Raw genomic sequence first — 22,712 nt, 5'->3', positions numbered from 1 at the left:
GCATCCGGTAACGGCCAGCCCCACGGGTTTATGCCCGGCGTGTGCGTGCGCGCTGCGTGAAGGCCGCATGCCTCACAGGAACCAGGCGAAGGCGAACAGGCCCAGCATCGCGATCACCAGCGCCAGCTTCAGCGCCAGGCCCAGCAGGATGCCAAGCCAGGTGGCCAGCCCGACCTTGGTCGAGCGCCCGAGCTCGCGGGTATGCCAGTACTCGCCCAGCAGCGCGCCCAGCAACGGCCCTGCGAACAATCCGATCGGCATGAAGAACAGGCCGACGATGCTGCCGATGAAGGTGCCCCAGAGCGCTTTGCGGCTGGCGCCCACGCGCTTGGCGCCGACCACGGTCGCCAGCACGTCGACCAGCAGCGACAGCGCGGTCAGCACGCCGAGGATCAGCAGGGTGGGCCAGCCGACATGGACGAAGCCGTCCGCCCAGGCCGCCAGCACCAGCCCGATGAAGACCAGTGGGATGCCCGGCAGGGCTGGCAGGACGATGCCGGCGATGCCGATGAGGACAAAAATGACCGCTAGCAGATACAAGATGAATGAGAGGTCCATGCTGTCCAGTATGGTTGTCTTTTTGGGGTTGACAGTGAAAGGTTTTTGCCAGTTGCTTTTTCGTTTTGGTCGGGTTAAGTTGCAGTCGCTGAGCTTGGCAAGGTCACCGTGGATCGTGGCCTGATGAAGCAAGATCGTTCCGATCCGCTGCATCGATGCACCTCGCTTCCCCCTTGCTTGTCAGCCGCCCAACAGGCGTATCCAACAACAAGTAGAGAGTCAAAGGGAGTTAGTGAGATGGCTGATCGCGAGAACGGTACCGTGAAGTGGTTCAATGATGCCAAGGGCTTCGGCTTCATCAGCCGGCAGAATGGCGAGGATGTGTTCGTGCACTTCCGTGCCATCGAGACCCAGGGCTTCAAGAGCCTCAAGGAAGGCCAGGCTGTGAGCTTTGAAGTGGTGCAGGGCCAGAAGGGCCTGCAGGCTGACAAGGTCCAGCCGGCGTAATACCTGCCGCTTGCCGGCATGAAAAAGGCCCGCGCAAGCGGGCCTTTTTTTGTTGCTCCGGTTCTGATCGGCCGGGGCCCGCTGCGGTTCAGCGCAGGATGACCTTGCCGTTGACCACGCGGACATAGGTGTTTTCGCGGATGCCGCCGAGGTCGCGCTGGTTGACCACGATGGTGCGGCCGTCGTCCATGCGCACGCTGATGTCATACGTATCGCTGGTGACGTTCTTCTGGATCTGGTTGCCCGCCAATGCGCCACCCACGGCGCCAGCGGCGGCGGCGATGTTCTTGTTGCCGCGGCTGCCGCCGGTGTGGTCGGAGATCTCATGGCCGGCAACCGCGCCGACGATACCGCCTAGGATCGCGCCGGTGGCGGAGGGCGCGGTACGGCCGGACTGCACGGCATTGATGCGGGTGACGATGCCGCAGTCGGCGCAGCGGCCCTGGTTGTAACCGGAGTTGTTGCCGTAGCCGCCGTTGTTGTAGCCGCTGTTGTTGTAACCACCACCGCCGTAGCCCGGCGAGGTGGCACAGCCGGCCAGGCCGACGGTTGCAATGACACTGGCGGCGATGAGCTGGATCTTCATGGGGCATCTCCTGGCCGTGAAGGCGGGTGCGTTGGGTGGTACTGCGTCATGCAGCAGGGTGAGCGAATCCTCCTCTTTCCAACGTGAACAAGGCGCCAACCACATCGGCCTTCGCCCACTCGAAGATGAATCAGCGGAAGTCCTGATGACAGGCCCGGCAATCGTCCTGCAGTGCCTGGACCTGCTGCGCCAACGCGTTGCAGTCGATCGGCGGGCTGGCCAATGCCGCATTGAGATCGGCCCGGTACTGGCTGGCGTGCTGCTGGAACTGCCGGCTGTCCTTCAATCCGGGGAAGGCCTGGTCCAGATCGTTGGACAGCAGGCGCAGCACCTGCAGGCGCGGGACGCTGTCGGCCAGGCTGCAGCGGTTCTGCTGCTGAGCCTGCTGCAGCAGATCCGCCTGCCGCTGCATCACCTGCATCAGGCTGTCCGGGAACGGATCGCGGCGTGCCTGCAGTGCGCGGCCGACCATCACCGTGGCAATCAGGCCGATCAGCAGGCCCAGGCCGAGCACGAACAGATAGCGGTAGGCGGTGGACGGGCGGCGGGGTGGGCTGGCACTCATGGCGGGCGCTCCGGGCGTGCAACGGTGGGTTCGGCGTCGTCGTGCTGTAGTCAGGGGACCTGCACGTTAAAATAGCCCGATGAACGAACAGGTCAAACAACGCTTCGCCGGTATTGAACGGCTGTATGGCGTCGGCGCGCTCGAGCGCCTGCAGGGCAGCCGTGTTGCCGTGGTCGGCATGGGCGGCGTCGGCTCGTGGGTGGTGGAGGCGCTGGCGCGCTCGGCGGTGGGCCATCTGGCCCTGATCGATGCCGATGACATCTGCGTATCCAATACCAACCGCCAGCTGCCGGCGCTGGAAGGCAACTACGGCCGCAACAAGGCCGAGGCCATGGCCGAGCGCTGCCGGGCGATCAATCCGCAGATCGAGGTCGACGCTGTGCAGGCGTTCCTGACCCCGGCCAACATGGCCGAACTGCTGGACCGCGGTTTCGACCTGGTGATCGATGCCTGCGACAGCTTCCGGGTGAAGGTGGAAACCATCGCCTGGTGCCGCCGCCGCAAGCTGCCGTTGCTGACCGTCGGCGCGGCCGGCGGCCGTACCGATCCCACCCTGGTTCGCATCCGCGATGTCTCGCGCACCGAGCATGACGCGATGCTGGCGCTGATCCGCAAGAAGCTGCGCAGCGAATTCAACTTCCCGAAGAATGCCAAGCGCTATTTCGGCGTGCCGGCGGTGTATTCGCTGGAAAACGTGAAATATCCGCAGGCCGACGGCAGCGTCTGTGGCCTGCGGCCGAACCTGGGCGCGGATGCGGCCCTGAAGCTTGATTGCGGCGCCGGCCTGGGCGCGGCCACCCACATCACCGGCGCGTTTGCGTTCGCGGCCGTGGGCAAGGCGCTGGAGATGCTGCTGGAGCCGAAGAAGGTGAAGGCCGAATCGGTTGAGGCAGAGGCCGGGGTGTGATCTGGTGGTGCCGGCCAGCGGCCGGCACTACCTTCACGGTGCAGGCAGGTTGAGCAGCCGCCGGGCGTTGTCCGTGGTGGCCTGCGCCACTGCATCCAGTTCCATCCCGCGCAATGCGGCGATGTGCCGGGCGATGACCGCCAGCCGCGCCGGCTCGTTGCGCTGGCCACGGATACCCGCGTCGGGCTGGTCCGGCGCATCGGTCTCCAGCAGCAACTGTTCCAGCGGTATCTCGCGGACAAGCCGCTGCAGGCGCTGCGCACGCTCGTAGGTCAACGGTCCGCCCAGGCCAAGCAGGAATCCCAGCTTGTGCAATTGTGCGGCCTGTTCCGGGCTGCCGGAAAAACTGTGCACCACCCCGCGCAGGCCACCGATGCGGCGGATCGCGGTGATCACCGCATCCACGGCGCGGCGGGCATGCACGATCACCGGCAGGTCAAACTCGCGCGCCAGCGTCAGCTGGCCGAGGAAATACTCATGCTGGACCTCGGCATCCAGGCCCTCGACGAAGAAGTCCAGCCCGCATTCGCCGATCGCGCAGGGCCGCTCCTGTTCGATCCATTCACGCAGCTGTGGCAGGTGTTCGGGCCGGTGCTGGTCCAGGAACATCGGGTGCAGGCCATAGGCGGGGTAGAGCCCCGTCGCCTGCTGGCAGACCTCGCGCAGCTTTGGCCAGCTGGCCGCAGTGACCGCCGGAACCACCTGCCACTGCACGCCGGCAGCGCGTGCGCGCTCGATGACCGCCTCGCGGTCAACGTCGAATTCGCTGGAATCCAGGTGGCAGTGGCTGTCGACCAGCAGGTTCAACGCTGCTCCAGGGGCGGTGGCGTGGTCGCGCTGCGGCTCTTCCAGTTGGCCAGCAGCAGGGTGCCAAAGCCCAGCATCAGTTCGTCGACGAACGGAATCGGGTCGGGGATGAACAGGGTCAGCGCGAACAGGCCGGCGGTCAGCTTGAACAGGGTGGGGTAGCGCAGCCGGCGTGCCCATTGCAGGACCGGCAGCAGCATCGGGTTGGCCATGGCGGAGGTCCTCCTGGGGAATGTGCAAACGCTACCACGGGCCCAGCATTTCCAGATGCTGAATGGGTTACGGCGGTGAGCAGGAAATGTGGAGATTCCGTTCAGGCACCGCATGCTGCAATCTGGCCTGAGAACGTTGCGGACGGTCCGCAAGGAGCAGGTCATGAAAAGCACAACTACAACTGTCCTGGTCGCAGCGGGCGCGCTGCTGGTCGGTGGTATCGCCACCGCCGCCTTCATGAAGAGCGGCGACAAGTCGCCGGAGCAGCTGAGCGCCGGAAACCCGAGTGAATCGCGCCTGGTCGATGGCAATGCCACCGACGATGGCGCACGTGGCGACGCAGTGGACGCCAGTGCGCCGCGTGGCCTGGAATACGCCGATGTGCTGAAGGTCGATCCGATCACCGAGAAGCAGAAGGCCTATGCCACCGTGATCGGCACCGATCCGGTACGCGAGACGTCCACCACCCAGACCCCGCATGAGGTCTGCCAGGACGTGGTGGTGCAGGAACGCCTGCCCGAGCGTGATGGCAACGTCGGTGGCACCGTGGTCGGTGCCGTGGTCGGTGGCCTGCTGGGCAACCAGGTGGGTGGCGGCAATGGCAAGAAGGCCGCGACCGCTGCCGGTGCCGTGGCCGGTGGCTTCATCGGCAACCAGGTCGACAAGCGCCATGTGGGTGGCCGTGTGGTCAACCGCACCGAGCGCCAGTGCCACACCGAAACGGCGACCTCCGAGTCGAGCCGTGTCACCGGCTACAACGTGACCTACCGCAATGAAGACGGCACCACCGGCACCATGCGCATGGGCAGCAAGCCGGGCAACCGCATTGCCATGGGCACCAGTGACGTGGTCAAGGGCTACAACGTGACCTACCGCTACGACGGCGCAGAGAAGACCGTGCGTATGGACAACAAGCCGGCCAGCGATCGCCTGCCGGTGGTGGATGGGCAGCTGGTCACCCAGACGGCTGCAGCCGGCGACGCGACCGCGAACCGTCAGTAATTCTCCGGCAACATCGGTAACGAACAGGCCAGCCTCTGCTGGCCTGTTTTTTTATGGGTGGGGTTCATCCACGCGTGCTGTGGCTCTACCATGACGCCATGAGCATCTTCGACCTGCGCATCGAAACCGAACGCCTGATCCTGCGTCCGCCGCAGCGGCAGGACTACGCCCCCTATCTGGCGTTCTGCGCCGATGAGGAGGTGATGCGCACGCTGGGCGGTGTGCAGGCACCCTCGGTGGCATGGCGCAGCTTCTGCAGCCTGGCCGGCGCATGGCAGCTGTTCGGCTTCTCGATGTTCAGCGTGATCGAGAAATCCAGCGGTGAATGGATCGGTCGCATGGGGCCGTGGCAGCCGCAGGACTGGCCCGGCACCGAGGTCGGCTGGAGCATCCGACGGGCCAGCTGGGGCAAGGGCTACGCACCGGAGGCGGCGATCGCAGCCATCGACTGGGCGTTCGATACGTTGGACTGGGATGAGGTGATCCACACCATCGCCGAAGACAACGAAAATTCGAAGGTGGTTGCACGCAAGCTCGGCAGTACGCTGCTGCGCATGGGGCAGTTGCCACCGCCCTATGAAGGCAAGCCGCTGGAAATCTGGGGGCAATCGCGCGGGCAGTGGCAGCAGCGCGCACGCTGAGCGCTGTCCGGTAGTGTCGGCCGCTGGCCGGCAATCGCACGAATCCAGCTGCATCAAGGTTGCCGGCCAGCGGCCGGCACGACCGAATCGCCATGCTGCACCCGCGCTTGGCAATCGCCAAGCTGCTTGCCAGACTGCGGACAGCCGGCTGCAGGCCGGAACCTCCCTGGAGCAGGCAATGGTGGAAGAACGCATTGCGTTGACGGTGCATGGCATGTCGGTCTCGGGCAATTGCCACAAGGTGCGCCTGCTGCTCGAACAGCTCGGCAGCCGCTACCGCTGGGTGGAGGTGGACAGCGCCCACGGCCAGACCCATACAGCAGAATTTCTTGCCCTCAACCCCAATGCCAAGGTGCCGTTGATCGTGCGCGACGACGGCCGCGTGCTGACTGAATCCAATGCGATCCTGTTCTGGCTGGCCGAGGGGACGCCGTATCTTCCCGCCGACGGTTGGCAGCGTGCGCAGGCATTGAGCTGGATGTTCTTCGAGCAGTACACGCATGAACCCTGCGTGGCGGTGGCACGCTTCATCCGCGGTTGGACACCGGCCGACTCGCCACGCCGTGCTGAACTGCCGCGCCTGCATGAGCGCGCTGCCAGCGCGCTGGCGGTGATGGAGCAACATCTGCGCCAGGCGCAGTGGTTCACCGGCGATGACTACGGTATCGCCGATATCGCCTTGTTTGCCTATTCCGATGTCGCCGCCGACGGTGGCATCGCACTGGATCCATTCCCGCAGGTGCGGGCCTGGTTGCAGCGGGTGCGAGCGCAGCCTCGCTTCGTGCCCATGCCTGCGGTGACCGCCGAGGTGCGCGCGCGGTTCAACGCACCGGATTGATTCCCCTGCAGCGTCGGGCGTGCTCGACCAGCGGAAGGGTCGGGCAGCCTTGGCGTTACGGTCTGCAACAACGACACGGAGGGTGTTCGATGTTCGCTGTGGTTCCTGATCCCATTCCCGCACGCATGCGCGGTCTCAACCGCGCCGAGGTCTGTGACGTCAATTTCCTCGAGGCCCTACGCGCCTGGCGCGGCATCCCGCGTCCGCGTCCGGCGCCGGATGCGCCGATCCTGCCGGGCAGCACCCTCACCGCCGCCGGCTTCGGCGAGCTGTTCGAATCGCAGCTGCTCAGTCGCCAGCTGGACCTGATGGCGCGCGTGCTGCGCGTGCAGAACAAGGTCTTCTACACCATCGGCTCGTCCGGTCATGAAGGCAATGCGCTGCTTGCGCGCGCCTGCCGCCACACCGACCCCGCCTTCCTGCACTACCGTTCCGGCGCGTTCATGGCCGAGCGTGCGCGGCTGGTGCCCGGCATGGATCCGGTGCGCGACGCCGCGCTGTCCTTCGCCGCCAGTGCCGATGATCCGGCCAGCGGCGGCCGTCACAAAGTGTGGGGCAGCAAGCCGCTGTGGGTGCTGCCGCAGACCTCGACCATCGCCTCGCACCTGCCCAAGGCGGTGGGTACCGCGCTGGCGATCGAGAGTGGCAGGCGCCTGAGCCAGCCGCTGCCGATTCCCGCCGACAGCATCGTGATGTGCTCCTTCGGCGACGCTTCGGCCAACCATGCCACCGCCCAGACTGCGTTCAATACCGCGATGTGGTCGGCCTACCAGAAGCTGCCGGTGCCGATCCTGTTCGTCTGCGAGGACAATGGCCTGGGTATTTCGGTGAAGACCCCTGAAGGATGGATCGCAGAGCGCTTCAGCCGGCAACCGGGCCTGGACTATTTCTTTGCCGATGGCCTGGACCTGGCGGCCGGACACGCGCAGGTGCAGGCGGCGGTCGAGCATTGCCGGCGCATGCGTCGGCCCACCTTCCTGCACCTGCGCACCACGCGGTTGATGGGCCACGCCGGTACCGACTTCGAAGTGGAATGGCGCGCATTGGCCGAGCTGTGCGCGGCCGAGGCGCAGGACCCGCTGCTGCGCTCGGCGCAGATCGCGCTGGAATCGGGCTGGATGGATGCGGCGGGCGTCGAGGCCGCCTATGAAACCCTGCGCGCGCGCTGCATGGCCGCCGCCATCGATGCCGATTCGCGGCCGAAGCTGCAGACATTGCAGGAAGTGATCACGCCGTTGGCACCCTATACGCCCGCAGCGGTGCAGGCCGAGGCCGAGCGCGTGGCGCCCATCGAGGCCCGGCAGGCACTGTACGGCGGCGCCGATTCGCTGCCCGAACGGCAACCGCCGCGGCATCTGGCGATACAGATCAACCATGCGCTGCAGGAGATGCTGGGCAAGTACCCGCAGGCGCTGTTGTTTGGCGAGGACGTGGCGCAGAAAGGCGGCGTCTACACGGTGACGCGCGACCTGCTGCGCCGTTTCGGCCCGCGCCGGGTGTTCAACACGCTGCTGGACGAGACCATGATCCTGGGCATGGCCCAGGGGCTGGCCAACATGGGCATGCTGCCGATTCCGGAAATCCAGTACCTGGCCTACCTGCACAACGCCATCGACCAGGTACGTGGCGAGGCCTGCTCGCTGCAGTTCTTCTCCAACGACCAGTTCCGCAACCCGATGCTGGTACGGGTGGCCGGGCTGGGCTACCAGAAGGGGTTCGGCGGCCATTTCCACAATGACAATTCGATCACGGCGCTGCGTGACATCCCGGGGCTGGTGGTGGGCTGTCCGTCGCGTGGCGATGATGCGGTGATGATGCTGCGCACATTGGCGGCATTGGCCCGCGTGGATGGCCGGGTAGCGGTGTTCCTTGAACCGATCGCCCTCTACATGACCAAGGATCTGCACGCGGTCGGCGACGGCCAGTGGTTGTTCGACTACCCCGCGCCCGGGCACGCGCTGGTGCTGGGCGAGGGCAGGGTGTACGCGCCGGATGCCAGCGATCTGGTGATCTTCACCTATGGCAATGGTGTGCCGATGGCGCTGCGCGCAGCGGTCGCCATCGAGCAGCAGCTGGGCTGGCAGGTGCGTGTGGTCGACCTGCGCTGGCTGGTGCCGTTGAATGCGGCCTTCATCGGCGCCCAGGCCGCCACCGCGCAACGGGTGCTGGTGCTGGACGAGGGGAGGCAGAGCGGCGGCGTCGGCGAGGGCGTGATCACCGCGCTGGTCGAGGCCGGCCATGGCCACCTGCCCGTGCGCCGGGTCTGCGGTGCCGATACCTATACGCCGCTGGCGGGGGCAGCAATGTTCGGGCTTCCAAGCGACAATGCGGTGATTGGCGCCGCCCTCGACCTGGCGCAGGAACCCTGATGCATGTGTGGATTGGCAGGTATGTTGTTGCCGGCGGCACAGACGCCGGCCGAGGTCCTGCAGGCGCAGGCGCTGGCCATGGGCCAGGCGCTGCACCATCGCGGGCCGGATGACGGCGGTACCTGGGTCGATGCCGCCGCTGGCATTGCCCTGGCCCACCGGCGCCTGAGCATCCTCGATCTTTCACCGCTGGGCCACCAGCCGATGGCCTCGGCCGACGGCCGCTATGTGATGGCTTACAACGGCGAGGTCTACAACTTCGCCACGCTGCGCGCCGAACTGGAGCCGCTGGGGCATGCGTTCCGTGGCCATTCCGATACCGAGGTGCTGTTGGCCGCGATCCTGCAGTGGGGCGTCGAGGACACCCTGCAGCGCGCCAACGGCATGTTCGCCATCGCCCTGTGGGACCGCCAGGAGCAGTGCCTGTGGCTGGCCCGCGACCGGGTCGGCAAGAAGCCGCTGTACTACGGCTGGGCCGGTGATGCCCTGGTGTTCGGCTCGGAGCTGAAGGCGCTGTGGCAGCACCCGGATTTCGACAACGATATCGACCGCGATGCACTGACGCTGCTGCTGCGGCTGGATTACATCCCGGCACCGCACAGCATCCACCAACGCTGCTACAAGCTGATGCCCGGGCGCGTGCTGCGGCTGGATGCGGCGGCGGTTGCGGCTGGAGCCAGCGCCCATCGGCCCGAGCAGGCGCAGCGTCCGTACTGGGACGCGCGCGCGCGCATGCAGGCGGCACTGGCCGCACCGTTCCAGGGCCGCATCGAGGAGGCCGAGGAGCAGCTGGATGGCCTGCTGCGCGATGCCGTGGCGCTGCGCATGGTCGCCGATGTGCCGGTAGGCGTGTTCCTGTCCGGCGGCACCGATTCGTCGCTGGTGGCGGCGCTGATGCAGGCGCAGAGCGGGCAGCCGGTGCACAGCTTCAGCATCGGCTTCAGCGGCTCGCACCACGACGAGGCACCGTTGGCCAGGGAACTGGCTACCCACCTTGGCTGTGATCACACCGAGCTGTATGTCAGTGGCGCCGATGCGCTGGCGGTGGTGCCGCAGCTGCCGGCGATGTTCGACGAACCCTTTGCCGATGCCTCGCAGGTGCCGACCGCGCTGGTCGCCCGCCTCGCCCGCCAGGGCGTGACCGTCGCACTGTCCGGCGATGGCGGCGATGAGCTGTTCTTCGGCTATACCCGCTATGTACGCGCGCTGCGCAACTGGCAGATGCTGGGACGGGTGCCCGCGCCGCTGCGGCGCTGGATGGGCGCGCGTGCGCACCAGCAGGGCGAGGCGTCGCGCACCGGCGGGCTGGCGGCGTTGCTGGCCGAAACCGGCGCACGTGGCATCGGCGATGTGTATCGCAACCGCATCTCGCGCTGGCGCGATCCGGCGGCCGCGGTGATTGGTGCACGCGAGGCGGGCAGCTTCTACGATCTGGCCGATCCGCTGCATGGTGCCGGTACGCCGGCCGACGCGATGATGCTGGCCGACTTCGTCAGCTATCTGCCCGACGATCTGCTGTGCAAGGTCGACCGCACCTCGATGGCGGTCAGCCTGGAGGCACGTGCGCCCTTGCTGGACTGGCGCGTGGCCGAGTTCGCCTGGTCGCTGCCGCTGGGCTTCAAGCGCAGTGAGTCGACCAGCAAGGTGCTGCTCAAGCGCGTGCTGGGGCGGTACGTGCCGCAGTCGATGGTGCACCGGCCCAAGCGTGGATTCGGTGCCCCGGTCAGTGATTGGCTGAAGGGCGATCTGAAGCCTTGGGCGGAAGAACTGTTGCAGCCGGCGCGACTGGAACGCGAAGGCGTGCTGTCGGCCGCCGCCGTGCAGCCACTGTGGCAGCAGTTCCTGGGCGGCCAGCGCAAGTGGCACACGCACCTGTGGAACGTGCTGATGTTCCAGGCCTGGCAGGACCATTGGCGGCAGGTGCGTGCAGGCGTGAAGCGCGCTTGATCTTCACCAGTGGGGAAGGGGGCGGGGGCTAGGCTGGCCCTCCCGCACCGTGAGGAGTATGTCCTGATGTCCGTCCCCACCATTGCTGTATTCGTCGGCAGCCTGCGCAAGGAATCCTGCAACCGCAAGCTGGCGCACGCGCTGGAGAAGCTGGCCGGCGACAAGGCGCGCTTCCAGTACGTGCAGATCGGCGACCTGCCGCTGTACGACCAGGATTTCGACGCCAGCTACCCGGCGCAGGGCACACGCCTGAAGGACCAGGTACGCGCGGCTGACGCCGTGCTGTTCGTGACCCCCGAGTACAACCGTTCCGTGCCGGGCGTGTTGAAGAATGCCATCGACATCGGCTCGCGGCCCTACGGCGACAGCGCTTTTGCGGGCAAGCCAGCGGCGGTGATCGGCGCTTCCATCGGCCAGATCGGCACGGCGGTGGCCCAGCAGCACCTGCGCAACAGCCTGGCCTTCCTGGACATGCACGTGCTTGGCCAGCCCGAGGCGTTCATCCACTTCAAGGATGGCCTGATCGATGCCGACGGCACGATCCACAACGAGGGCACGCAGACGTTCCTGCAGGGCTATGTGGACCGGTTCCTGGCCCTGATCGCGGTACATGCCAAGGGCGATTGACGCCAGCAGCGGCGGTTCCCATCTGCGATAATGGTCCGCTTCGGGCGTCGCAACGACGCCCGTCGCAGGCAATGCAACGCCCTCGCGCCAGTCTGGACAGGCTCAGGCGGATATCCCCCGTTCTTCCACGGCTTATCCACAGGTTTGTCCATGGCCGCCGGGCTCGGCGCATGCCTACACTCGTCTGGCCCCTTTTGCAGGAAACACCGCAGCATGTCCGCCCGTTCCGGCTTCCGTTCCAACCGCAGAGAGCGCGGCGATGGCTTCGATCGCGATCGCGATGAATCGCGTATCGACCAGTTGCGCGTGCCGCCGCACTCGGTGGAGGCTGAACAGGCGGTGCTGGGTGGCCTGATGCTGGCACCGGAGGCCTACGATCGGGTCAACGACCAGTTGACCGAGGGCGACTTCTACCGCCGCGACCACCAGATGATCTACCGGGCGATCCGCGAGCTGTCCGAGCGCGAGCGCCCCTTCGATGCGGTGACCCTGGGCGAGTGGTTCGAATCGCAGGGCAAGATGGAGCTGGTGGGCGATGGCGCCTATCTGATCGAACTGGCCAGCACCACGCCGTCGGCGGCCAACATCGTGGCCTATGCCGAGATCGTGCGCGACAAGGCGGTGCTGCGGCAGCTGATCCAGGTCGGCACCGACATCGTCAACGATGGTTTCCAGCCCGAGGGCCGCGACAGCAGCGAGCTGCTGTCCGCTGCGGAAAAGAGCGTATTTGCCATCGCCGAGCAGGGCGCGCGCGGCCGTACCGACTTCGTGGCCATGCCCGGTGCGTTGAAGGACGCATTCGAAGAGCTGCGCAACCGCTTCGAGAATGGCGGCAACATCACCGGCCTGCCGACCGGCTATACCGATTTCGATGCGATGACCGCCGGCCTGCAGCCGACCGACCTGATCATCCTTGCTGCGCGTCCTGCGATGGGCAAGACCACCTTCGCCCTGAACATCGCCGAGTACGCGGCGATCAAGTCGAAGAAGGGTGTGGCAGTGTTCTCGATGGAAATGTCCGCATCGCAGCTGGCGATGCGCCTGATCTCTTCCAATGGCCGCATCAACGCGCAGCGCCTGCGTACCGGCCAGCTGGAGGACGAGGACTGGAGCCGGGTAACCGGTGCGATCAAGATGTTGAAGGAAACCAAGATCTTCATCGACGATACGCCGGGCGTGTCGCCGGAGATCCTGCGTTCCAAGTGCCGCCGCCTCAAGCGCGAGCACGACCTGGGCCTGATCGTGATCGACTACCTGCAGCTGATGAGCGTGCCGGGCAACAGCGAGAACCGCGCGACCGAAATTTCCGAGATCTCGCGTTCGCTGAAGGGCCTGGCCAAGGAACTGCACGTGCCGGTCATTGCACTGTCCCAGCTCAACCGCTCGCTGGAAACACGTACCGACAAGCGCCCGGTGATGGCCGACCTTCGCGAATCGGGCGCAATCGAGCAGGATGCGGACATGATCGTCTTCATCTACCGCGACGATTACTACAACAAGGAAAATTCGCCGGACAAGGGCCTGGCCGAGATCATCATCGGCAAGCACCGCGGTGGCCCCACCGGCTCGTGCAAGCTGAAGTTCTTCGGCGAATACACCCGTTTCGACAACCTGGCCCACGACTCGGTCGGTTCGTTCGAATAGCGCCGACGGCGTTACGGTAGCGCCGGGCCATGCCCGGCGGATCTGCTCCCCAGCGGCAGGTTTCATCGCCCCCCAACCGGGTTTCGTCGCAAACCGTTTGCGGGCGACAGGGCGGGGCAACAACGTGGTTGCAGGCGGCGGGGTGCCGCCGAGGGAGCCCTCTGATGAAGACCTTGTTTGCGCTTGGTGTCTGGTGCCTGCTGTTCGTGCTGTGCTGGCCGTTGGCGATCCTGGCGCTGGTCGCCTGGCCGTTCGTGTGGCTGCTGAGCCTGCCGTTCCGCCTGCTCGGCATCACCTTCTCGGCACTGTTCGCCTTCCTGCGCGCGCTGTTCATGCTGCCGGCACGCCTGCTGGGCGGCGGCCCGGTGACCGCATGAGGCCGCGCGTCATTGCGATGGTGGCGCTGCTGGTGGCGGCGCCCGCGTCCGCCAAGGAACCGCCGTCGGCCTACCTGGAGCGCGGGCATGATCCTGCTTTGGCCGCCACCGCCGCGACTGCAGAGGATGCGCCCAAGGAATCCTGCCGGGTGGTGAAGGAGTGGAAGGCGGGGGAAACGGTCGTCCAGCACCGCATCTGTGACGATCCGCCGAAGAGGGCTGCCGCCAAGCCGGTGCCGCGGCCGATGCAGCGTTGATCCGCCATCTGCCGGTACGGCGGCGGCTTCAGGATGAGGGTGCCGCGGCGGCCGGCGGTGCCGGGAACACCTGTTCGCGCAGATCGCGGTAGACCATGATGATGCGGCCACGCGGGCGCACTGCGAATTCAACCTGCAGCGGCGCCCCAGCGGTGGCTGCCGCCGGATGGGTCACCGTGCAGGGCTGCTCGATCCCACAGCGCCGCAGGGATACTTCAAGGCTGCCATCGCTGGCCGTGCGCACATCCGCGCCGGGTGAGTGGAAGAGCGTCTCGGCAGGCACGTGGTAGCGGATCAGCACGTCGCCATCGCGTTGCGGCATCACTTCGACCGGCTGGACCTCGGCTGCGCGGTAGTCGGTTCTGGCTGGGGTGGCATTGCACCCGGCCAAGGCGAAGCCGAGCAGCAATGGCAGGCGGCAGAAGCGGGACAGGTGCATGATCGTACGACTCCATGGAAATCGGCGGCGGCCGCAGCATTCCCTGGCCGGTTGCATTGGGCCGGGTTGCAGGCGGGCGGTCAAGCGGCCAACAAAAAACCCCGCCGAGGCGGGGTTTTTTGTATCCAGCAACGCGGGCCAGTGGCCGGCACTACCCGATGGCTCAGTTCGCCTTGTGGATCGCGCGCTTGCTCACGGCCATCGCCGCGTCGTGCACCACTTCCGACAGCGACGGGTGGGCGTGGCAGATCCGCGCCAGGTCGTCGGCCGAACCGCTGAACTCCATGGTCAGCACGCCTTCGTGCACCAGCTCGGACACGTTGGCGCCGACCAGGTGCATGCCCAGGATGCGATCGGTTTCGGCGTGGGCCAGAACCTTCACGAAGCCTGCCGGCTCGATCATCGCCACGGCACGGCCGTTGGCGGCGAACGGGAAGCTGCCGGCCTTGTACGGGATGCCCTCGGCCTTCAGCTGCTGCTCGGTCTTGCCGACCCAGGCCAGCTCCGGCTCGGTGTAGATGACCCACGGAATGGTGTCGAAGTTGACGTGGCCCGGCAGGCCGGCGATCAGTTCGGCAACCGCGATGCCTTCCTCGAAGCCCTTGTGCGCCAGCATCGGGCCGCGCACGCAGTCACCGACCGCCCAGACGCCATTGACGCCGGTGTGGCAGTGCGCGTCGACTTCGATCTGGCCACGCTCGTTGATCTTGACGCCGGTACCTTCGGCCAGCAGGCCCTTGGTGGCGGCGCGACGGCCGACGGCCACCAGCAGCTTGTCCACCACCAGCGACTTCTCGCCTTCGGCGTCGGTGTAGGTCAGGGCGACTTCCTTCTTCTTGCCCTTGCCGGTCACTTCGGCCTTGGAGACCTTGGCACCCAGACGGATGTCCAGGCCCTGCTTCTTGAATTCCTTGGCGGCGGTCTTGGCCACTTCGGTATCGGCCGCAGCCAGGAAGTCCGGCAGCGCTTCCAGGATGGTCACTTCCGAACCCAGGCGCTTCCACACGCTGCCCAGTTCCAGGCCGATCACACCGGCGCCGATCACGGCCAGGCGCGCCGGCACTTCGGTGAAGTCCAGGCCGCCGACGTTGTCGACGATGGTTTCGCCGTCGAACTTGGCGAACGGCAGTTCGATCGAATCCGAACCGGCGGCGATGATGACGTTGGTGCCCTTCAGCTCGACGACCGAGCCGTCATGCTGGGTGACCTTGACCACGTTGCCCGGCTGCAGTTCGCCGAAGCCGTAATAGGCGGCGACCTTGTTGGCCTTGAACAGCATGGCGATGCCGCCGGTGAACTGCTTGACGATCTTGTCCTTGCGGCCAACCATCGCTTCGACGTCCATCTTGGCATCCTTGAAGCTGATGCCGTGGTCGCCAAAGATGTGGCCCATGTTCCAGAACTGGCGCGAGGAATCCAGCAGCGCCTTGGACGGGATGCAGCCCACGCGCAGGCAGGTGCCACCCAGGGCCGGCTTGCCGTCCTTGCCCAGCGCTGCGTCGATGCAGGCGGTCTTCAGGCCAAGCTGGGCCGCGCGGATGGCAGCGTGGTAACCGGCCGGGCCGGCACCGATGACGACGACGTCGAATTGTTCAGCCATTGAAATAGTCCTTGTTGCATTACCAGAACCCCTCCGCGCAGGCGCGGAGGGGCGGGAGGTCTCTTACAGGCCGAACAGCATGCGGCCCGGGTTTTCCAGCTGGTTCTTGATGTCCACCAGGAACTGCACCGAGTCCTTGCCGTCGATGATGCGGTGATCGTAGGACAGCGCCAGGTACATCATCGGCGCGATCACGACCTGGCCGTTCTGGGCGATCGGGCGCTCCTTGATGGCGTGCATGCCGAGGATGGCGCTCTGCGGCGGGTTGATGATCGGGGTCGACAGCAGCGAACCGAAGGTGCCGCCGTTGGTCACGGTGAAGGTGCCGCCCTGCAGTTCTTCCAGGCTCAGCTTGCCGTCACGGGCCTTCTTGGCGTAGTCGGCGATGGTCTTTTCGATGTCGGCGAACGACATGCGCTCGACGTTGCGCAGCACCGGCGTGACCAGGCCCTTCTCGGTCGACACGGCGATGGAGATGTCCGAGTAGCCGTGGTAGATGATGTCGTCGCCGTCGATGGAGGCATTGACCAGCGGGAAGCGCTGCAGCGCGTTGGCGGCGGCCTTCACGAAGAAGCTCATGAAGCCGAGCTTGATGCCGTGCGCCTTGACGAACTCGTCCTGCAGTTCCTTGCGCGCCGCCGACACCTTGGACAGGTCGACTTCGTTGAAGGTGGTCAGCATGGCGGTGGAGTTCTTCGACTCCATCAGGCGCTCGGCGATGCGCTTGCGGATGCGGGTCATCGGCACGCGTTCTTCCGGACGTGCGCCACCGGCCTTGCCGGCGCCGCCGTTGCGGGCGAAGTTGACGATGTCTTCCTTGGTGACGGCGCCACGACGGCCGGTGCCGTCGACGTCGGCCGGGTTCACGCCTTCGGTGATGGCGGTGAAGCGGGCGCCCGGCGGCAGCGCGTCGGCAGCCGACTTGGCAGCCGGGGCCGGAGCAGCGGCGGCGGCCGGAGCAGCAGCGGCCGGAGCGGCCTCAGCCTTCTTCTCTTCGGCAGCCGGGGCCGGTGCAGCAGCCACGGCGCCTTCTTCGATGATCGCCACGACCTGGCTGGAAGTGACGGTGTCGCCTTCCTTGAACTTGATTTCCTTGATCACGCCATCGACCGGCGACGGCACTTCCAGGACGACCTTGTCGGTTTCCAGGTCAAGCAGGTTTTCGTCGCGCTTGACGGCGTCGCCCACCTTCTTGTGCCAGGTGGCGATGGTGCCGTCGGCGACGGATTCGGGCAGTACCGGGGCTTTGACTTCGGTGGCCATGCGGGAGCTTCCTGGTTTGTCTTCTAAATAGGGGGAGAGTTATTCAGCGAACGAGTCGTTGAACGGGTTGACCAGTGCATCGGCGACCAGCTGCTGCTGTTCGCGGACATGGTCAGCCATGTGACCGGCAGCCGGCGAAGCCGAACGTGCGCGACCGGCGTAGTGCAGGCTCTGGCCATCGGCCAGGCAGAACTGCAGGTGGTGGCGGATCTGGTACCACGCGCCCTGGTTCTGCGGTTCTTCCTGCGTCCACACCACGTCGGTGGCCTTGCCGTACTTCTTCAGTTCGGCAGCCAGCAGCGCACGCGGGAACGGGTACAGCTGCTCCACGCGGATGATCGCCACGTCGTCCTGGCCACGCTTGGTCTGGTCTTCCAGCAGGTCGTAGTAGACCTTGCCCGAGCACAGCACCACGCGCTTGACCTTCTTGGCATCTGCATTGGCATCGCCGATCAGGTGCTGGAACTCGCCATTGGCCAGCTCGTCCAGGGTCGACACGGCCAGCTTGTGGCGCAGCAGCGACTTGGGCGACATCACCACCAGCGGCTTGCGGGTGGTCAGGTGCTGCTGGCGACGCAGCATGTGGAAGGCCTGCGCCGGGGTCGACGGCACCACCACCAGCATGTTCTCCAGCGCGCACAGCTGCAGGAAGCGCTCCAGGCGCGCCGAGCTGTGTTCCGGGCCCTGACCTTCATAGCCATGCGGCAGCAGCAGGGTCAGGCCGGAGATGCGGCCCCACTTTGCTTCGCCGGCGGCGATGAACTGGTCGATCACCACCTGGGCGCCGTTGGCGAAGTCGCCGAACTGGCCTTCCCAGATGCACAGGGTGTTCGGATCGGTGGTCGAGAAACCGTACTCGTAGGCCATCACTGCTTCTTCGCTGAGCAGCGAATCGATGACGGTGGCCTTCTCCGGCGAATCCACCAGCTGCCGCAGCGGCAGGTAGTAGTTGTCGGTCTTCTGGTCGTGCAGGATCGCGTGGCGGTGGGTGAACGTGCCGCGGCCGACGTCCTGGCCGACCAGGCGCAGCGCACTGCCTTCATCCAGCAGGGTGGCGTAGGCCAGGTTCTCGGCAAAGCCCCAGTCGCCCGGGATCTCGCCGGCAGCCATCTTGCGGCGGTCGTCGTACACCTTTGAGACGCGCGAGTGCAGCTGCACTTCTTCGGGCACGGTGTTGATCAGCTTGGCCAGCGCGACCAGCTTGTCCTTGTCGACCTTCGTCGACACCGGATCGGACAGCTTGCCTTCCAGCAGCTTCGGCCAATCAACGAACAGCGGGCTGGTCGGCGGGGTCTTTTCGACCTTGGCCAGCTCGGTGGTCACTTCACCGGCATCGAGCTTCTCGCGGTACGCATCGACCATCGCCTTGCCGGCGCCGGCGGCGATCACGCCTGCCTTTTCCAGCTGCTCGGCGTACATCTCGCGGGTGGTGGCGTGCTTGCGGATCACCTGGTACATCAGCGGCTGGGTGATCGCCGGCTCGTCGGCCTCGTTGTGGCCCCAACGGCGGTAGCACATCAGGTCGATGACCACGTCCTTGGCGAACTTCTGGCGGAACTCGAACGCCAGCTGCGCGGCGAACACCACCGCTTCCGGATCATCGCCGTTCACGTGCAGCACCGGGGCGGCAATCATCTTCGCCACGTCGGTGGCATAGCGCGTGGAGCGCGTGTCCTGCGGATTGGAGGTGGTGAAGCCGACCTGGTTGTTGACCACGATGTGCACGGTGCCGCCAACGGCGAAGCCGCGGGCCTGCGACATCTGGAACAGTTCCATGACCACGCCCTGGCCGGAGAAGGCCGCGTCGCCGTGGATCAGGATCGGCATCACCTGCTTGCGCGCGGTGTCCTTGCGGCGTTCCTGGCGCGAACGCACCGAGCCGGCAACCACCGGGTCGGCGATTTCCAGGTGCGACGGGTTGAACGCCAGGGCCAGATGCACCGGGCCACCCTCGGTGGCCACGTCGGCGGAGAAGCCCATGTGGTACTTCACATCGCCGGCCGAAGCGTGCTCGTCGTGCTCGAACTTGCCTTCGAATTCGTCGAACAGCTTGCGCGGGTTCTTGCCGAGGGTGTTGACCAGCACGTTCAGGCGGCCGCGGTGGGCCATGCCGATCACCACGTCCTTGACGCCATCCTTGCCGGCGCTGCGGATGATGGTGTCCATCATCGGGATCAGCGAGTCGCCGCCTTCCAGCGAGAAGCGCTTCTGGCCGACGTACTTGGTGTGCAGGTAGCGCTCGAGGCCTTCGGCGGCGGTCAGGCGCTCCAGCGTGCGGCGCTGGGTGTCAGCGTCCAGCTGGTAGTTGCCACCGGCCAGTTCCAGCTTCTTGTAGATCCACTGGCGCTGCTCGACCTCGGAGATGTGCATGAACTCCGCACCGATCGAACCGGTGTAGGTCGCCTTCAGGCGCGCCAGCAGGTCACGCAGCTTCATGCGCGGCTGGCCACCCACGCCGCCGGTGCTGAACTCGCTGTTGAGGTCAGCATCGGACAGGTTGTGGAAGGGCAGGCCGAGGTCCGGGGTGTTGACCGGAGAGGCCAGGCCCAGCGGGTCCAGGCGGGCGTCCAGATGACCACGCGAACGGTAGGCGGTGATCAGACGACCGACATTGCGCTCGCGCTCATCGCCTGCACCGGTGCCGGTGCCTGCTTTCAGCGCATCCTTGGCCGCGTCCGCGATGTGGGAAATGACGGCCGAGTGCGGAATGTCGCCTGCTTCGCGGCCCTTGAAGCCGTCGAAGTAGGTTTTCCATTTGGGATCGACACTATCCGGGGAGACCAGGTACTGCTCGTACAGGTCCTCGACATAGGAGGCGTTGCCGCCGGCGAGTTGCGAAGATTGCGCAAACTGCTTCAGTTGATTGTCCACGATGGAGGGTGCTGATTCGCTTTGTGGGGTATGGCTTCAGAAGGACCCGGCACGAAGATGAATAGCCATGCACGGGCGCGTTCAAACGGCCAAATTGTACCCCCATCCGGACACGAAGGGGCAGCGACGAGGGCATCGGGCGTCCCCCGGTGTCGGTCCCAGACAGGTTGAGCGCACCGGTCGCGGTCAGATGCCGAGTGCGCGCAATTCGCTGCATTCGCGCGAACGGTCCCAGACACGCTGCAATTGCTGCTCGAACGGCTGCGAACGTGCCGGCAGCGCGATTGCCGATTCGCCGTCGAGGCGATGGCCGATGAGACGAAAGTAGAAGTCGCCTGCATCGTTGAGCAGGCAGGCCGAGGCCAGGGCGCGATCGATCGGATCGGCGACCTCGCGGAACTGGATCACACTGGGCAGGCGCTGGAACAGCGCCAGCAGCGGCGCACCGGCACTGGCGATGGCTGCGGCGTCATGCACGATCACCCGCAGCAGCTTGTCGTGGCGGGCGGTGACGAAGCGGCGCAGGGCTGCCTGTACCGGTGGCGCGTCCAGCAGGCCGGGGTCCAGCTGCCGGCTGTGCAGCCACAATCGACGGCGGGCGCGGTGGATGATCGCCGTGGTGATCGCCACCGCTTCAGCGCGGCTGTCGATGGCGGAAACGGCCTGCAGGCGGCGCCGCATCTGCTGGTGGCCAATGCCGGCTTCTTCGAATTCGGGGCCCTCCGGAAGGAAGCCCTGGCGGGCGTAGAAGTCGCGTGCCGGCAGCTGCGCATGCAGGTGCAGCTCGGCCAGGCCGAGCTGGCGCCCGGCCTGCACCAGTGCCTCAAGCAGGGCCTCGCCAATGCCGTGGCCGCGATACGCCGCCAGCACCGCCATGCGGCCGATACGGCCATCGGGCGCCAGCCGCCCGGTGCCGACCGGATGCCCGTCGGCATCCAGCGCCAGCACGTGGGCACAGACCGGGTCCAGGGCATCGCGCTCCAGGGCGTCGTCGATGCCCTGTTCCTGCACGAACACCCGCTGGCGCACGTCGTGGATGGCGACGTGGGCCTCGGCGTGACTGACCTGCTGGACCCGCAGCGGGCTCATGGCTCAGCCGCGGCCGGCGTCGCTGTCGTCTTCGTCGTGGTCATCGAAGTTGACGATCACTTCAATACCGTCGTCGTGCACGGTCACCAGATGGACGTCATCGGACATCGAGTCAGCCTCGATCACCTCGACCTGCTCGTGGCCCTCGATCACTTCACCCAGCACCTCTTCCTCCTCGTCGGCGTACACCTCGTTCGGATCGATCAGCTGGAACACGCCGCCGACCAGCAACTGCTGGACCACCGCACGGCCCTTGTCGGACAGACCGCGGTAGGCGGCGGCGTCGAGCTGCTCGGCACCTGCCAGGCGCTGCGCGTCCTTGACCGGCAGGGCGAAGTCCTGGCCACTGACATACAGGCTGGCACCGCGCTTGGCCCGGCGCCAGGCCAGGCGCGCCCACGGGTGGCGCTGCAGCAGCAGGCCCGACTGCAGGGCCTCGAGCACTTCTTCCTGCGGCGGCGCGGCCTGATGGGCCATCACCTCGCCGGCGGCGCGGTAGGTGGTGATGAAGCGGCCGAACCAGTCACCCAGCTTGTCCGGATCGTTCATGCGGATGGCGTTGAGCGCGGTGATCACCCGCGCCATCGCCACGGTGTCGATCTCGTTCGGGTCGGCCGGTGCCTTCAGGTCGGCGTCCTGGTAGCGGATGTTCTCGTCGGCTTCGGCGATCAACGTGTCCAGATAGTCACTGATCAGCTCGGCCGAAGACGGTGCACGCATGCCGAACGAGAACGTCAGGCACGGGTCTTCGGCAACGCCGTGATGCGGCACGTTCGGCGGCAGGTACAGCATGTCGCCCGGCGCCAGCACCCAGTCGTTGGTCGGCTTGAATACTTCCAGCAGCTTCAGTTCCACGTCGGGGCGGAAGCCCAGCGGCGGGCGCTTGCCCTTGATCGATTCACTGGCATCGATCTGCCAGCGGCGGTGGCCGTGGGCCTGCAGCAGGAACACGTCGTACTGGTCGACATGGGCACCGACCGAGCCACCGGTAGCGGCGAAGCTGATCATCACATCGTCCATGCGCCAGCGCGGCAGGAAGCTGAAGTGTTCGATCAGGGCGCGCACGTCCTTGTCCCATTTGTCCACGTCCTGCACCAGCAGGGTCCAGTCGTGGTCGGGCAGGGCGGGGAAGATGTCTTCCTGGAACGGGCCGCTGCGCACGCGCCAGCCGTCCTGGGCCTTGTCGTGCTCGATCAGGCGGGCCAGCACGCCCTCTTCGCAGGCCAGGCCGGCCAGGTCTTCCGGCTGTACCGGGGTCTGGAAATCCGGGAAGGCATTGCGGATCAGCAGCGGGCGTTTCTGCCAGAAGTCACGCAGGAAGGTGGCCGGTGCCATGCCCAGCGGCTGGCCGCGGCGGGCGGTGACTTCGATCAGGGGGGAGGAGGACTTGCGGGCGGCCATGGGGGAGTTCCTTGCAGCGGAAAGCGGGAGGGGCGGCGTGGCGGGCCGCCAAGGGCTCCATTGTCCGACGTTCGATGGGATTGCGCACGTGTGCTGGTTTGTCGCGGGGTGTCCGGCCAACGGCGGAGCCCCTCGTGGCGGTCGAGTTCAAAGCAAAAGCTGCGCTTGGCCGGGCGGGTGGGCTGCGCGGGGGACGCCGTGAACCCGTCCCTGGGGGCTTGGCCGCGGCATCCATGCCGCGGACACCCCCGCGCAGCCCACCCG

Annotated in this window: 22 protein-coding genes; 11 read left to right on the top strand and 11 right to left on the bottom strand. The window is 66.3% G+C overall.

Features of this window, described 5'->3' with window-relative positions:
- Positions 1-72: 72 nt before the first annotated feature.
- The gene (locus J2X70_RS06095) at positions 73-558 is read right to left on the bottom strand and encodes a DUF456 domain-containing protein (RefSeq protein WP_033831531.1); all 486 of its coding nucleotides are present in this window, start codon (positions 556-558) and stop codon (positions 73-75) included.
- Positions 559-795: 237 nt separating this feature from the next.
- Here J2X70_RS06095 and J2X70_RS06090 point away from each other — a divergent pair, with 237 nt between their 5' ends.
- On the top strand, positions 796-1,005 hold the full coding sequence (locus J2X70_RS06090; RefSeq protein WP_025876765.1) for a cold-shock protein: 210 nt from the start codon (positions 796-798) through the stop codon (positions 1,003-1,005).
- 88 nt (positions 1,006-1,093) lie between these two features.
- On the opposite strand, the gene J2X70_RS06085 is transcribed toward J2X70_RS06090, so the two are convergent.
- Positions 1,094-1,591, bottom strand: a complete 498-nt coding sequence (locus J2X70_RS06085) for a glycine zipper 2TM domain-containing protein (RefSeq protein WP_025876767.1) — start codon at positions 1,589-1,591, stop codon at positions 1,094-1,096.
- Positions 1,592-1,721: 130 nt separating this feature from the next.
- Positions 1,722-2,156: a cytochrome c gene (locus J2X70_RS06080; protein WP_025876769.1), complete on the bottom strand. Its 435-nt coding sequence runs from the start codon at positions 2,154-2,156 to the stop codon at positions 1,722-1,724.
- 79 nt (positions 2,157-2,235) lie between these two features.
- Between J2X70_RS06080 and J2X70_RS06075 the strand changes: the two genes are divergently transcribed.
- The gene (locus J2X70_RS06075; RefSeq protein WP_309909450.1) at positions 2,236-3,063 is read left to right on the top strand and encodes a tRNA threonylcarbamoyladenosine dehydratase; all 828 of its coding nucleotides are present in this window, start codon (positions 2,236-2,238) and stop codon (positions 3,061-3,063) included.
- A 33-nt stretch (positions 3,064-3,096) separates the two neighbouring features.
- Here the strand turns inward: J2X70_RS06075 and J2X70_RS06070 are convergent, their stop codons facing one another.
- Positions 3,097-3,870 (bottom strand): TatD family hydrolase, encoded by a 774-nt coding sequence (locus J2X70_RS06070; protein WP_309909448.1) that lies wholly within the window; start codon positions 3,868-3,870, stop codon positions 3,097-3,099.
- Entirely contained in the window at positions 3,867-4,082 is a 216-nt protein-coding gene (locus tag J2X70_RS06065) for a DUF6116 family protein (RefSeq protein WP_025876772.1), read from the bottom strand. The genes J2X70_RS06070 and J2X70_RS06065 overlap by 4 nt, the downstream gene beginning before the upstream one ends.
- A gap of 163 nt (positions 4,083-4,245) precedes the next feature.
- Between J2X70_RS06065 and J2X70_RS06060 the strand changes: the two genes are divergently transcribed.
- From J2X70_RS06060 to J2X70_RS06020, 9 genes are all read left to right on the top strand, one after another.
- Positions 4,246-5,085, top strand: a complete 840-nt coding sequence (locus tag J2X70_RS06060) for a glycine zipper 2TM domain-containing protein (RefSeq protein ID WP_025876774.1) — start codon at positions 4,246-4,248, stop codon at positions 5,083-5,085.
- Positions 5,086-5,183: 98 nt separating this feature from the next.
- A complete protein-coding gene (locus J2X70_RS06055) occupies positions 5,184-5,726 on the top strand; it encodes a GNAT family N-acetyltransferase (protein ID WP_105164360.1) in 543 nt (180 codons plus the stop codon).
- 178 nt (positions 5,727-5,904) lie between these two features.
- Complete coding sequence (locus J2X70_RS06050) at positions 5,905-6,564, top strand: glutathione S-transferase family protein (RefSeq protein WP_025876778.1); 660 nt, start codon at positions 5,905-5,907, stop codon at positions 6,562-6,564.
- A gap of 89 nt (positions 6,565-6,653) precedes the next feature.
- The gene (locus tag J2X70_RS06045) at positions 6,654-8,933 is read left to right on the top strand and encodes a thiamine pyrophosphate-dependent enzyme (RefSeq protein WP_309909443.1); all 2,280 of its coding nucleotides are present in this window, start codon (positions 6,654-6,656) and stop codon (positions 8,931-8,933) included.
- A 3-nt stretch (positions 8,934-8,936) separates the two neighbouring features.
- Positions 8,937-10,880 carry an asparagine synthase (glutamine-hydrolyzing) gene (asnB, locus tag J2X70_RS06040; RefSeq protein WP_309909442.1) on the top strand — a complete coding sequence of 648 codons (1,944 nt, stop codon included), beginning with the start codon at positions 8,937-8,939 and terminating at the stop codon, positions 10,878-10,880.
- 66 nt (positions 10,881-10,946) lie between these two features.
- Positions 10,947-11,507, top strand: coding sequence for an NAD(P)H-dependent oxidoreductase (locus J2X70_RS06035; RefSeq protein WP_025876784.1), 561 nt, complete (start codon positions 10,947-10,949; stop codon positions 11,505-11,507).
- 213 nt (positions 11,508-11,720) lie between these two features.
- The gene (locus J2X70_RS06030; protein WP_025876786.1) at positions 11,721-13,151 is read left to right on the top strand and encodes a replicative DNA helicase; all 1,431 of its coding nucleotides are present in this window, start codon (positions 11,721-11,723) and stop codon (positions 13,149-13,151) included.
- A gap of 164 nt (positions 13,152-13,315) precedes the next feature.
- Positions 13,316-13,528, top strand: a complete 213-nt coding sequence (locus J2X70_RS06025; RefSeq protein WP_025876788.1) for a hypothetical protein — start codon at positions 13,316-13,318, stop codon at positions 13,526-13,528.
- Between the two features lie 17 nt (positions 13,529-13,545).
- Positions 13,546-13,785: a hypothetical protein gene (locus J2X70_RS06020; RefSeq protein WP_309909439.1), complete on the top strand. Its 240-nt coding sequence runs from the start codon at positions 13,546-13,548 to the stop codon at positions 13,783-13,785.
- 28 nt (positions 13,786-13,813) lie between these two features.
- On the opposite strand, the gene J2X70_RS06015 is transcribed toward J2X70_RS06020, so the two are convergent.
- The 6 genes from J2X70_RS06015 to J2X70_RS05990 all read right to left on the bottom strand — a co-directional run bounded on the left by J2X70_RS06015 (position 13,814) and on the right by J2X70_RS05990 (position 22,448).
- A complete protein-coding gene (locus J2X70_RS06015; RefSeq protein ID WP_309909437.1) occupies positions 13,814-14,224 on the bottom strand; it encodes a hypothetical protein in 411 nt (136 codons plus the stop codon).
- Between the two features lie 163 nt (positions 14,225-14,387).
- On the bottom strand, positions 14,388-15,824 hold the full coding sequence (gene lpdA, locus J2X70_RS06010; protein ID WP_032951934.1) for a dihydrolipoyl dehydrogenase: 1,437 nt from the start codon (positions 15,822-15,824) through the stop codon (positions 14,388-14,390).
- Positions 15,825-15,887: 63 nt separating this feature from the next.
- The gene (gene sucB, locus J2X70_RS06005) at positions 15,888-17,087 is read right to left on the bottom strand and encodes a dihydrolipoyllysine-residue succinyltransferase (protein WP_025876796.1); all 1,200 of its coding nucleotides are present in this window, start codon (positions 17,085-17,087) and stop codon (positions 15,888-15,890) included.
- Between the two features lie 39 nt (positions 17,088-17,126).
- Positions 17,127-19,958 (bottom strand): 2-oxoglutarate dehydrogenase E1 component, encoded by a 2,832-nt coding sequence (locus tag J2X70_RS06000; RefSeq protein WP_032978870.1) that lies wholly within the window; start codon positions 19,956-19,958, stop codon positions 17,127-17,129.
- A gap of 186 nt (positions 19,959-20,144) precedes the next feature.
- Entirely contained in the window at positions 20,145-21,047 is a 903-nt protein-coding gene (locus tag J2X70_RS05995) for a GNAT family N-acetyltransferase (protein ID WP_309909434.1), read from the bottom strand.
- Positions 21,048-21,050: 3 nt separating this feature from the next.
- Positions 21,051-22,448 carry a cupin domain-containing protein gene (locus J2X70_RS05990; protein WP_309909432.1) on the bottom strand — a complete coding sequence of 466 codons (1,398 nt, stop codon included), beginning with the start codon at positions 22,446-22,448 and terminating at the stop codon, positions 21,051-21,053.
- Positions 22,449-22,712: the final 264 nt, after the last annotated feature.

It is taken from the genome of Stenotrophomonas sp. 1337 (genome assembly GCF_031455455.1).
Classification (GTDB): Bacteria; Pseudomonadota; Gammaproteobacteria; order Xanthomonadales; family Xanthomonadaceae; genus Stenotrophomonas; species Stenotrophomonas indicatrix.
This window is presented reverse-complemented; position numbering and strand designations above follow the sequence as displayed.

Excerpts from the sequence above, each read along its gene's own strand:
- J2X70_RS06025 (WP_025876788.1), top strand. The coding sequence starts at position 13,316 with ATGAAGACCTTGTTTGCGCTTGGTGTCTGGTGCCTGCTGTTCGTGCTG.
- J2X70_RS06050 (WP_025876778.1), top strand. The coding sequence starts at position 5,905 with ATGGTGGAAGAACGCATTGCGTTGACGGTGCATGGCATGTCGGTCTCG.
- J2X70_RS05995 (WP_309909434.1), bottom strand. The coding sequence starts at position 21,047 with ATGAGCCCGCTGCGGGTCCAGCAGGTCAGTCACGCCGAGGCCCACGTC.
- J2X70_RS06055 (WP_105164360.1), top strand. The coding sequence starts at position 5,184 with ATGAGCATCTTCGACCTGCGCATCGAAACCGAACGCCTGATCCTGCGT.
- lpdA (WP_032951934.1), bottom strand. The coding sequence starts at position 15,824 with ATGGCTGAACAATTCGACGTCGTCGTCATCGGTGCCGGCCCGGCCGGT.
- asnB (WP_309909442.1), top strand. The coding sequence starts at position 8,937 with ATGTGTGGATTGGCAGGTATGTTGTTGCCGGCGGCACAGACGCCGGCC.
- J2X70_RS06080 (WP_025876769.1), bottom strand. The coding sequence starts at position 2,156 with ATGAGTGCCAGCCCACCCCGCCGCCCGTCCACCGCCTACCGCTATCTG.
- J2X70_RS06065 (WP_025876772.1), bottom strand. The coding sequence starts at position 4,082 with ATGGCCAACCCGATGCTGCTGCCGGTCCTGCAATGGGCACGCCGGCTG.
- sucB (WP_025876796.1), bottom strand. The coding sequence starts at position 17,087 with ATGGCCACCGAAGTCAAAGCCCCGGTACTGCCCGAATCCGTCGCCGAC.
- J2X70_RS06060 (WP_025876774.1), top strand. The coding sequence starts at position 4,246 with ATGAAAAGCACAACTACAACTGTCCTGGTCGCAGCGGGCGCGCTGCTG.
- J2X70_RS06030 (WP_025876786.1), top strand. The coding sequence starts at position 11,721 with ATGTCCGCCCGTTCCGGCTTCCGTTCCAACCGCAGAGAGCGCGGCGAT.
- J2X70_RS06095 (WP_033831531.1), bottom strand. The coding sequence starts at position 558 with ATGGACCTCTCATTCATCTTGTATCTGCTAGCGGTCATTTTTGTCCTC.
- J2X70_RS06075 (WP_309909450.1), top strand. The coding sequence starts at position 2,236 with ATGAACGAACAGGTCAAACAACGCTTCGCCGGTATTGAACGGCTGTAT.
- J2X70_RS06020 (WP_309909439.1), top strand. The coding sequence starts at position 13,546 with ATGGTGGCGCTGCTGGTGGCGGCGCCCGCGTCCGCCAAGGAACCGCCG.
- J2X70_RS06015 (WP_309909437.1), bottom strand. The coding sequence starts at position 14,224 with ATGCACCTGTCCCGCTTCTGCCGCCTGCCATTGCTGCTCGGCTTCGCC.
- J2X70_RS06085 (WP_025876767.1), bottom strand. The coding sequence starts at position 1,591 with ATGAAGATCCAGCTCATCGCCGCCAGTGTCATTGCAACCGTCGGCCTG.
- J2X70_RS06035 (WP_025876784.1), top strand. The coding sequence starts at position 10,947 with ATGTCCGTCCCCACCATTGCTGTATTCGTCGGCAGCCTGCGCAAGGAA.
- J2X70_RS06045 (WP_309909443.1), top strand. The coding sequence starts at position 6,654 with ATGTTCGCTGTGGTTCCTGATCCCATTCCCGCACGCATGCGCGGTCTC.
- J2X70_RS06090 (WP_025876765.1), top strand. The coding sequence starts at position 796 with ATGGCTGATCGCGAGAACGGTACCGTGAAGTGGTTCAATGATGCCAAG.
- J2X70_RS05990 (WP_309909432.1), bottom strand. The coding sequence starts at position 22,448 with ATGGCCGCCCGCAAGTCCTCCTCCCCCCTGATCGAAGTCACCGCCCGC.